9 protein-coding genes and 1 pseudogene are annotated in these 10,521 nt (G+C 68.8%); 9 read left to right on the top strand and 1 reads right to left on the bottom strand.

The window, feature by feature from the left end:
* The 8 genes from ADL12_RS15040 to ADL12_RS15005 form a co-directional block, all read left to right on the top strand.
* A partial coding sequence (locus ADL12_RS15040) for a DNA-directed RNA polymerase subunit alpha C-terminal domain-containing protein (protein WP_030045290.1) occupies nt 1-394 on the top strand: 394 nt, incomplete at its 5' end.
* A 187-nt stretch (nt 395-581) separates the two neighbouring features.
* Complete coding sequence (gene rplQ / locus ADL12_RS15035) at nt 582-1,091, top strand: 50S ribosomal protein L17 (protein ID WP_062702560.1); 510 nt, start codon at nt 582-584, stop codon at nt 1,089-1,091.
* 140 nt (nt 1,092-1,231) lie between these two features.
* The gene (gene truA, locus ADL12_RS15030; RefSeq protein WP_062702558.1) at nt 1,232-2,098 is read left to right on the top strand and encodes a tRNA pseudouridine(38-40) synthase TruA; all 867 of its coding nucleotides are present in this window, start codon (nt 1,232-1,234) and stop codon (nt 2,096-2,098) included.
* A gap of 419 nt (nt 2,099-2,517) precedes the next feature.
* Nucleotides 2,518-3,936, top strand: coding sequence for a glycosyltransferase family 2 protein (locus ADL12_RS15025; protein WP_062702562.1), 1,419 nt, complete (start codon nt 2,518-2,520; stop codon nt 3,934-3,936).
* Nucleotides 3,936-4,958 carry a glycoside hydrolase family 26 protein gene (locus ADL12_RS15020; RefSeq protein ID WP_062702556.1) on the top strand — a complete coding sequence of 341 codons (1,023 nt, stop codon included), beginning with the start codon at nt 3,936-3,938 and terminating at the stop codon, nt 4,956-4,958. Before ADL12_RS15025 ends, ADL12_RS15020 begins: the two co-directional genes overlap by 1 nt.
* A complete protein-coding gene (locus ADL12_RS15015) occupies nt 4,958-6,772 on the top strand; it encodes an ArnT family glycosyltransferase (protein ID WP_062702554.1) in 1,815 nt (604 codons plus the stop codon). Before ADL12_RS15020 ends, ADL12_RS15015 begins: the two co-directional genes overlap by 1 nt.
* A 35-nt stretch (nt 6,773-6,807) precedes the next feature.
* Nucleotides 6,808-8,118: a UDP-glucose dehydrogenase family protein gene (locus tag ADL12_RS15010; protein ID WP_062702552.1), complete on the top strand. Its 1,311-nt coding sequence runs from the start codon at nt 6,808-6,810 to the stop codon at nt 8,116-8,118.
* 29 nt (nt 8,119-8,147) lie between these two features.
* Nucleotides 8,148-8,921: a polyprenol monophosphomannose synthase gene (locus tag ADL12_RS15005; RefSeq protein WP_062702550.1), complete on the top strand. Its 774-nt coding sequence runs from the start codon at nt 8,148-8,150 to the stop codon at nt 8,919-8,921.
* Nucleotides 8,922-8,999: 78 nt separating this feature from the next.
* Here ADL12_RS15005 and ADL12_RS15000 read toward each other — a convergent pair whose 3' ends face one another.
* On the bottom strand, nt 9,000-9,887 hold the full coding sequence (locus ADL12_RS15000; RefSeq protein ID WP_062702548.1) for a hypothetical protein: 888 nt from the start codon (nt 9,885-9,887) through the stop codon (nt 9,000-9,002).
* 70 nt (nt 9,888-9,957) lie between these two features.
* Between ADL12_RS15000 and ADL12_RS14995 the strand changes: the two are divergent.
* Nucleotides 9,958-10,521, top strand: a pseudogene (locus ADL12_RS14995) (hypothetical protein); the annotation flags it as partial.

Here is a 10,521-nt window from a genome sequence, read left to right as displayed (position 1 = left end):
GGCCGGTAAGACGCTGGTCGAGCTGTTCGGTCTCGCCCGTGAGCTGAACATCGACGCCGAGGGCATCGACATGGGCCCGTCGCCCACGGACGCCGCCCTTGCCGCTGATCTGGCGCTGCCGATCGAGGAGCTCGAGCTCACGGTCCGTTCGTACAACTGCCTCAAGCGTGAGGGCATCCACTCCGTGGGTGAGCTCGTTGCGCGCTCCGAGGCCGACCTCCTCGACATTCGTAACTTCGGTGCGAAGTCGATCGACGAGGTCAAGGCGAAGCTGGCCGGCATGGGCCTGGCCCTGAAGGACAGCCCGCCCGGATTCGACCCCACGGCCGCTGCCGACGCCTTCGGCGCCGACGACGACGCGGACGCCGGGTTCGTCGAGACCGAGCAGTACTAAGAGCTCGGGACCGACTGCCGGTTCTTGGCTGCGGGACCGTTGTGGCTGGTCGCGCCCACGCGGCGGAGCCGCATATCGACACCTCCCCGCGCCCCTTTGGGGCGCGGGGTCTCCGACAGGCGACCGCCTGCTCGGATACTGACCCCGGTACCTGATACGGCCGGGGCAGACACTTAGGAGAAACACCATGCCGAAGCCCGCCAAGGGTGCCCGTCTGGGCGGCAGTGCCGCGCACGAGAAGCTGCTTCTCGCGAACCTCGCGAAGGCGCTGTTCGAGCACGGCCGTATCACCACCACCGAGGCGAAGGCCCGCCGTCTGCGGCCGTACGCCGAGCGTCTGGTCACCAAGGCGAAGAAGGGCGACCTTCACAACCGCCGTCAGGTGCTCCAGGTCATCACGGACAAGAGCGTCGTCCACACGCTCTTCACCGAGATCGGCCCGCGGTACGAGAACCGTCCGGGTGGCTACACCCGTATCACCAAGATCGGTAACCGTCGTGGCGACAACGCGCCCATGGCTGTCATCGAGCTGGTCGAGGCGCTGACGGTTGCGCAGGAGGCCACGGGTGAGGCCGAGGCGGCCACGAAGCGTGCCGCCAAGGACGCCGAGGTTGCTGAGGTTGCTGAGGCCAAGGTCGACACGACCAAGGCCGACGAGGCCGCCGAGGCTCCCGCCGAGGAGTCGAAGGACGCCTAAGCGTCTGCGGGGTGGCTGCGTCGTGCGGCTGCGGCATCGTCGTGGCTTGTCGCGCAGTTCCCCGCGCCCCTAAAGGGCGTTGCGGGTCCGTTCCTTTCCTAGGAGCGGGCCCGCTTTTGTGTTCCTGAGAGGATCTCCCTGTGAGTGATGAAGCAGCACCTGGTTACGTCCGTGTCCGCCTCGATCTGTCCTATGACGGCTCCGCGTTCCATGGGTGGGCCAAGCAAGCCGGCGGTAAGCGGACCGTGCAGGGGGAGATCGAGGATGCGCTGCGGACCGTTACGCGGTCGGGGGGCGCGACGTATGAGCTGACCGTGGCGGGGCGCACTGATGCCGGCGTGCATGCGCGGGGGCAGGTGGCGCATGTCGATCTGCCGGAGTCGGTGTGGCGCGAGCACCACGAGAAGTTGCTCAAGCGGCTTGCCGGGCGGCTGCCCAAGGACGTGCGGGTATGGGCCCTGCGGGAGGCGCCCAGTGGGTTCAACGCGCGGTTCTCGGCCGTGTGGCGGCGGTATGCGTATCGCGTCACCGACAATCCCGGGGGTGTCGATCCGCTGCTGCGCAGCCACGTCCTCTGGCACGACTGGCCCCTCGATGTCGACGCCATGAACGAGGCGGCGCGGCGGCTGCTCGGTGAGCATGACTTCGCTGCCTACTGCAAGAAGCGGGAGGGGGCCACCACCATCCGCACCTTGCAGGAGCTGAGCCTGGTGCGGGGGGACGACGGGATCATCACCGCCACGGTTCGGGCTGACGCCTTCTGCCACAACATGGTGCGGTCGCTCATCGGGGCGCTGCTGTTCGTGGGGGACGGACATCGGCCCGCCGACTGGCCCGGCAAGGTGCTCGCCGCCGGCGTGCGGGACTCCGCCGTGCATGTCGTACGGCCGCATGGGCTGACCCTCGAAGAGGTCGGGTATCCCGCCGACGAGTTGCTTGCGGCGCGGAGCAAGGAAGCGCGGAACCGGCGATCCCTGCCCGGGACGTCCGGATGCGAAACATGTTAGTTACCCGACATTTGAGGTCAGATAGCGCCCTTGTCGGGACTTACTGGGCGTAAGTCTCTCGTTCCCCTCTTACGACCCTCTTACCTCTCGTATAGCCTTTCGTCGCTCGATCGTTGATTCGGGCTGCTCGGTCATTGTTCGAGAAATCGACATGGGGAAGACCGAGTAGGGGTGGGGGTCAGCGGGCCGTATCCGGGCCCGGGGGTGGGTTTTGCATGAGTTCAGTTGGTCCTGCGCGGACTGGGGGGCGCCGAACTGCGCGCCAGAACAATGCCGGTGGACGACGGAAGGCGGGACGGGCTGAGGGTGCCCCGTTGGGGCTGCTGCCGCTGCCGCCGACGGACAAGGAGAAGTACTCCTACGCGCGACGGCATCTGTGGATCCTGACGATCAGTTCGCTGATCAGCTTCTGCTGCCTGGTGGTGAGCCAGTTCAAGCTGGCCCAGTCGACGCCGGTGCTGTGGATCTACACGCCGCTGCTCGTCTTCACGGTCATCTACTACCTGGTGTCGCTTCGGGTGAACGGCTTCACCCGGGACTTCGACATCGCGCACCACAAGCGCCTGGTGCACAACTGGCGGCCCGAGGTGTACCCGACGGTCGATGTCTTCCTCCCGGTGTGCGGTGAGCCCATCGAGGTGCTGCACAACACCTGGCGGCATGTGCGGGAGATGGCGGACCGGTATCCGGGGGTGTGTGTTCCGTTCGTGCTCGACGACGGGGCCAGTCCGGAACTTGCCGCCATGGCCCGGGACTTCGGGTTCCGCTACGGCACCCGGGAGAACCGCGGCTGGTTCAAGAAGGCCGGCAACCTGCACTTCGGGTTCGGGCAGTCCGACGGTCAGTACATCCTGATCCTGGACGCCGACTTCACCCCGCGCGCCGACCTGCTCCAGGAACTGCTGCCGTACATGGAGGCCGACCCGGGCATCGGGATCGTCCAGTCGCCGCAGTACTTCCGGGTGCTGGACTCGCAGAACTGGATCGAGCGCGGCGCGGGTGCGGTGCAGGAGCTGTTCTACCGGTCCGTGCAGGTGTCGAGGCAGGGCAGCGACGGTGCGATCTGCGTGGGCAGTTGCGCGGTGTACCGGCGGGCCGCCCTGGAGACCAACGGTGGTACGACGCTGATCGAGCACTCCGAGGACGTGCACACCGGGTTCGACCTGCGGGGCCTCGGCTGGGATCTGCGGTACGTGCCGGTCGCCGTGTCGACGGGGGTGTGCCCGGATACCGCGGGCGCCTTCTTCAACCAGCAGTACCGCTGGTGCTCCGGCTCGATGAGCCTGCTCGGCAGCCGGAAGTTCTGGCAGGCGAAGATCAGGCTCTCCAGCCGCCTGTGCTACATGTCCGGGTTCTTCTACTACATCCACACGGCGCTGTTCACCTTCGCCGCCCCGGTCATCCCGATCGTGCTGCTGATCATGATGCCGGAGAAGCTCCAGGTCGAGCACCTGCTCCTGGTGCTGCCCAGCATCGTCTACACCACGATCATCTTCCCGATGTGGCACAAGGCGCCCTACCGCCTGGAGGCCTGGGCGGCCCGCATGATGTACGGCTGGGCGCATGTCTTCGCCATCTGGGACATCCTCCGCAAGAACCGTATGGGCTGGCAGCCCACCGGGTCCTCCGGCGCCAAGAAGAACAAGACCCGGCGCTTCTGGATCGGCATGTGGGTCTGGAGCGGCGGCACCGCGCTGATCTGGGTGGTGGGAGCGGTCTACCGGACGTTCACCATGCAGGCCCCGGACTTCGCCCTGATCCTGTCCTCCGGGCTCTTCTACGCCCTGGTCGTGGGCCGGGTCCTGGTCCAGCCCCGTGAGAAGGCGGTGGCTGCCTGATGCGGTCGTTCACCCGTGCCCGTACGGCTTTGGCGGCCTGCCTGCTCGCCGGGGCGCTCGCCCTCACCGGCTGCTCGGTCCTCGGCGAGGAGTCGGACGGTTCCTCGCAGACCGGGCAGCAGGACAGGGCCGGCGCCGATGCCGGGGCCGGCTCCGAGGCCGACGTGCCCTACGACGTCGTACCGCTGCTGAAGCCCGGCAAGAAGTACTTCGGTGCCGCCGTCGACGGCGCGCCGTACTCCATGAAGGGCGTGGACACGTACACGAAGATGGTCGGCAAGCAGCCGAACCTCATCGAGTACTACGCCGGCTGGGGCGACGGCTTCGACGCCACCGGCGTGCGCAATGCCTGGGGTGAGGGCGCCATGACGCTGATGTCGTGGGAGCCCTTCGACACCCCGGTCGCGGACATCGCGGCGGGCAAGTCGGACGCGTACATCAAGGAGTACGCGACGGCCGTCCGCAAGCTGAACCTGCCCGTCGTGATCTCCTTCGCCGACGAGTTCAACGGCCACTGGGAGAAGTGGGGCACGCGGAACGTGACCCCCAAGGACTACGTGGCCGCCTGGCGGCGCATCCACGAGACCTTCATCGACGTCGGCGCCTCGAACGTCATCTGGGCCTGGTCGCCCAACATCGTCAACCCGGTCAAGAGCGTGAAGCTCAAGCCGTACTACCCGGGCGACGCGTACGTCGACTGGGTCGGCCTGATCGGCTACTGGACGATCGAGGAGGACAGCGCCTTCGACAGCCTCTTCGGGGCGACGCGGGACCAGGTCCGCACCTTCACCAAGAAGCCGATGATCCTGCTGGAGACCGCCGCGATGGCGGGTGAGCGGCGTCGTGCCGACATCCGCAATCTGTTCGCGGGCGTCTCGGCGGACGACGACATGCTCGGCTTCGTCTGGTTCAACCACAAAAAGCGTGCCGACTGGCGACTGGAGGCGAGCCCGCTGGCGCTGAAGGAGTTCAAGCGCCTGGCCGCCGACGACAGCTTCGGCTTCGACGTACGGAAGCCGTGATGAACTCCGGACACGATCACTACACGCCTCAGCCCTACGATCCGTATGCCGAGGACGACTTCACCTGGTCCCACTCCGATGGCCAGGCCCCGCGGGCACCGCAGACACCGCAGGCGCAGGAGGGGTACGAGTACGACGACCAGTACTACGCCCACCCGCAGCAGCACGAGCAGTACGCCGGCGCCGTCCCGCAACAACCGCACGGGCAGCACGAGGACCAGCCGACGTACGCGCTGCGCACGGTCCAGTACCAGCAGGTGCCGGACGACGAGCCCGGGTACCACATACCCGAAACGCCGGAAGCCGGCTGGGACATGGCGGCGAGCAGGCGGCGGGCCTGGGTCAGCCGGGCCGTGCTGCTGTGCATCATGGCCGTCCAGGCGGCGCTGTCGCTGCGCCTGTCGAACACCGCGTTCCAGGACGAGGCGCTGTACCTGGCGGCCGGCCATGCCCAGCTGGACCACCTGCTGGGCGGCACCGAGCTGCCTCGCGACTACGCCGCGTACTTCTCCGGCTCACCGCAGCTCTACCCCCTGCTCGCCGCGATCGTGGACGCGAAGTTCGGGCTCGCCGGGGCGCGCACCCTGAGCCTGTTCTTCATGCTCTGCACCACGGGGCTGCTGTACTCCTTCAGCCGACGCCTGTTCAACGAGCGGGCCGCGCTGGCCGCCGCCGCGCTGTTCGCGGTGCTCCAGTCGACCGTCGTCATGGGCTACTTCGCCACCTATGACGCGGCCGCGGTGTTCCTGCTGGCCCTGACCACCTGGATCGTCGTACGCACCGACCGGGCACCCGTGATCGCCGTGCTGCTGGCCGCGCCCGTCGGCGTGCTGGCGGTCGGGGTGAAGTACGCGTCCGCGCTGTACCTGCCGACCATCGTCGTGCTCGCGCTGCTCACCGCGTGGCCGCACAAGGGCGGCAAGGCCTTCGTGCGGATGGTGGTGCTCGCCCTCGGCATCGGCGGTCTGCTGGCGGCGGGGATGTACACCACCGATCTCATGGCCGGCGTGCGGCAGACCACCACCGACCGTCCCCATGGCACCGACTCCGTCGAGTTCCTGTTGGAGCAGACCGCCAAGTGGGGCGGGCTGATGTTCCTCGCGGCCGTCGGCGGCGCCATCTCGTACGTCCGGCGCAGCCGTATGAACGAGTCGCCGCTGGCCCTGCGGCTCGGCAGCCCCGGCTGGCGCTGGCGGGCCCTGCTCGGGCTGGTGCTGTGTGGCACGGCCGTGCTGGCACCGGCGTACCAGATCCATCTGGGCACCGTGGTCTCGCTGTTCAAGCACGTCGGGTTCGGTCTGCTCTTCGCCGCGCCGATGGCCGGTGTGGGAGTGACCCGCCTGGTGGGTGCGCACTTCCGCTATCCCCAGCTCGGCATCATGCTCTGGACCGCCGTCCTGTGCCTGGGCATTCAGCAGGCGGACTGGCGCTTCGACATCTGGCCGAACTCCACGAAGATGATCAACGCCATCGAGTCCCATGTGGACTCCAAGGGCGCCTACCTCGCCTCGACGCCCGAGGTGCCCGTCTATTACCTGTACGACAAGTCCAGCCACAGTCAGTGGCACAGCCTCTTCGGCATGGAGTACAAGGACGCGAAGGGCAAGTACTACGGCGGCGACGAGGCCTACAAGGCGGCGGTGAAGGCGGGCAAGTTCGACCTGATCGTCCTCGACGGGCTCACCAACCCGAGGGTGGACGACATCGTCGCCGCCGCGACCAAGGGCAACTCGCACTACCGGCTGCTGGCCGAGATCCCGTTCCGCAACGCGAACGGCACGAGCGAGTACCGCATCTGGATCAAGACCTCCTGAGCGCATCCGCGCTGAAGCCAAGAAAGGCCGTACTCATGCGGCTCACCGTCATCGGCACCGGCTACCTAGGTGCCACCCACGCCGCCTGCATGGCGGAGCTCGGCCACGAGGTGCTCGGTGTCGACGTGGATCCCGAGAAGGTCGCCGCGCTGCAGGCGGGGCGCGTGCCGTTCCATGAACCCGGGTTGCCCGAGCTGATCGCGAAGCACACGGCGAGCGGGCAGCTCAGGTTCACGAGCGACTACGCGGCGGCCGGTGCCTTCGGCGACGTGCACTTCGTGTGTGTCGGGACGCCTCAGCTCAAGGGGTCCGAGGGTGCCGATCTCGCCTACGTCGACTCCGCCTTCGCGGCGATCGCGGAGCACGCCGCGCCGGACGCGCTGGTGGTCGGCAAGTCCACCGTGCCGGTGGGCACGGCGGGGCGGCTCGCGGACGCGCACGCCGGCGTGGAGGTCGCCTGGAACCCGGAGTTCCTGCGCGAGGGCTTCGCCATCGAGGACACGCTGCGGCCGGACCGGCTGGTGTTCGGGGTGCGGTCGGAGCGGGCCGAAACGATTCTGCGGGAGGTGTACGCCCCCGTCCTCGCCGCCGGCACCCCGCTCGTCACCGCCGACTTCCCGACCGCCGAACTGGTCAAGACGGCCGCCAACGCCTTCCTCGCCACCAAGATCTCCTTCATCAACGCGATGGCGGAGGTCTGCGAGGCGGCGGGCGGTGACGTCAGCGTGCTCGCCGAGGCGATCGGGTACGACGACCGGATCGGGGGCAAGTTCCTGCGGGCCGGTGTCGGCTTCGGCGGGGGCTGTCTGCCCAAGGACATCCGTGCCTTCGCGCACCGCGCCGACGAGCTGGGCGTCTCGCTGGACTTCCTGCGCGAGGTCGACGCGATCAACATGCGGCGCCGCGACAAGGTGGTCGAGGTGGCGCGGGAGTTGTGCGGGGGAGCGGTGCTGGGCGCCCGGATCGCCGTACTCGGTGCCGCGTTCAAGCCGGACTCCGACGACATCCGTGACTCGCCGGCGCTCAACGTCGCCGCGCGGCTGCGCCTGGACGGCGCCGACGTCACCGTCCACGACCCCGAGGCGATGGACAACGCCCGCAAGGCGTTCCCGCTTCTCGGCTATGCGCTGTCGGCTGAGGAGGCGATGCAACGCGCCGATCTCGTGCTGCATCTGACCGAGTGGCCGCAGTTCCGGGAGATCGACCCGGCGCGGGCCCGGTCGCTGGTTTCCCGTCCGCGGATCGTGGACGGGCGGGGGGTGCTCGACGCGGACCGCTGGACCGCGGCGGGCTGGCAGTTCCGGGCGCTGGGACGGCCCGCGCCCGTAGGGGAGGGGCCCCGGTAGGGGCTCCTAGGGGAGGGAAAGAGAAGGCCATGACGGGACGTGACAACCACGACAGACACCCGGGCGTACCGGTCACCGTGGTCATGCCGACGTACAACGAGGCCGCGAACCTGCCGCGGATGGCCGAGCTGGTGCTCGGGCTGCCGGTCGACGGGCTGCACCTGAAGATCGTCGACGACTCCAGCCCGGACGGCACCGGGCGGATCGCCGAGGAGCTCGCCGAGAAGTACAACGCCGACCAGCCCGCCGGGCGGCGCCGGATGAGCGTGCTGCACCGCACCGAGAAGGACGGTCTGGGGCGGGCGTACGTCGCGGGCATGAGCGCCGCGCTGGAGGAAGGCGCCGCGTACGTCGTCCAGATGGACGCCGACGGCAGCCACCCGGCGGAGGCGGTGCCGCGGATGCTGGGCACGGCCGTGGCCTCGGGGGTGGGGCTGGTCGTCGGCAGCCGGTATGTCGAGGGCGGCTCGCTCGACAAGGACTGGGGCATGCACCGCGTCCTGCTGTCCCGGTTCGCCAACCGCTACGCCCGTACCGTGCTCGGCACGAAGATCCGGGACATCACGGCCGGCTTCAACCTGTGGTCGGCGGCGACGCTGCGCGACATCGACCTGGCCACCCTGGACAGCGCGGGCTACAGCTTCCAGGTCGAGCTGAAGTACAAGGCCGTGCGGGCCGGGCACAGCGCCGTGGAGATCCCGATCCGCTTCGAGGAGCGGACGGAGGGTGTGTCGAAGATGACGCTCAGGACGCAGCTGGAGTCGGCGGTCGTACCGATCCGGCTGCGCCTGAAGCACCGGTGAACCGGTTGGGCCCGCAGCGCGGGTGAGCTCAAAAGCGGCGGCCGGCTGATCGTCGGCCGCCGCTTTTGTCGCTCGTCGCTACTCGTTGGCCGCCGCCGACGCCTGCACCTCGCCCCGCTTGTGGATCTGATCGCGGGTGAAGGCCTTCAGGTTGTCACTGACCTGGAAGACGCTCGTGTCCTTTTTCGTCACGTCCGTGCCGTCGGTGAAGCCGTTGACGGTGAAGTAGGCGTAACGGCCGTAGGCGTTGACGGTCGAGAGGCAGACGGAGGAGGTGCAGAAGTCCTTGATGCCCTTGCCGGAGAGCGACCTGACGATGTCCGTCTTGGTGTTGACCTGACCCGCGACCTTGGTGGCCTGCGCCGCGGTGTCGAAGACGGCCACGCCGACCGTCGCGGCGATGCCGTCCTTGACGTACGAGACGCGCATGAAGCGGGTGCAGTCGTTGGCGGTGAGGATCTTCGGGAGCCCGCCCTTGGTGACCGCGGAGCAGCTCTTGGTGTCGTCCGTCGCGCCCTTCTTGTACACCGTCCCGGCCGCGGTCAGCTGCGTGCCCGGGAAGAGGATCTGAGCGCCGAGCGGGGCGGTGTCCTTGGCCTTGCTGGAGATGAAGTCCTTCGGATCCAGCGGCGGCGGAGCGCTCGTCGGCTCGAACGACGGGGCCGGGCCGGTGGTCTCGCCCGGCACGTCCCCGGTCGCGGGAACCCCGGAAGCCGGGTTGTTCGAGGCGGAGTTGCTGTCGTTCGCCGACACCACGGCCACGGCGACGGCGGCGCCGATCGCGACGGTGGCGAGCGCGCCGCCGCCGATGAACAGCAGCCGGCGCCGCTTGTTGCGGGTCTCGGACGCCTCGGCGAGCGCGGCCCAGTCCGGGGTCTCGTCGGTGCCGCCGTTCCACGGCTGCTGGGAATGCGGTGTCCAGGGATCCCACTGGGACTGGGGTCCCCCCTGCTGCCCAAAGCTCATGGGGCGCATCTTAGACGGGCCGAGGGCGTGCCGGACTGCCCCAAGAGGCCCATGCGCACCTAGCGTTCACATGGTGAGCGAGTACAAAAGCGACATCTCCGGGTGGTTGGTGCGGCGGGCGACCTGGCATCTGTGGGTGGTGCTCGGGGCCGTGCTGGGCGCTCTTGCGGCGCGTACGGCGCGTGTGACCTCGGACGGAGGGATGGACAACGGCATCGTCGTGCGGGCGGCGCGGGTCTGGCTGGCCGGGGGGTCGCCGTATGACGACCCCCACTTCCTCTATTTGCCGAGCGCGGTGCTGGCGGCGGCTCCTCAGGCCGTGCTGGGGCGGAGCGTGCCGGCCGTGCTGGTGCCGGTGGTGGTGACCGGGTGCCTGGTGGGCGGGTGGGTCTGCGCGCTGCGTCTGCACGGCGTCGGCCTGCGCAGTCGCTTCGCGGTCCTCGGTCTGATCGGCCTCGCGGTCGGGTTCGCGCCCTTCGCGCACCTCGTTCTGCTGGGCAACTGGACGGCTACGGCGGCGCTTGCCCTGCCGTTGGGGCTGTTGCTGGCGGGGCGGTCGCGGTGGGTGGCGGCGGGGGCGGTGATCGGTGTGGCGGTCGCGTTGAAGCCGTTGCTGGCGCCGGTGGGGCTGTTG

The sequence above is a fragment of the Streptomyces regalis genome (assembly GCF_001509475.1).
GTDB lineage: Bacteria > Actinomycetota > Actinomycetes > Streptomycetales > Streptomycetaceae > Streptomyces > Streptomyces regalis.
This window is presented reverse-complemented; position numbering and strand designations above follow the sequence as displayed.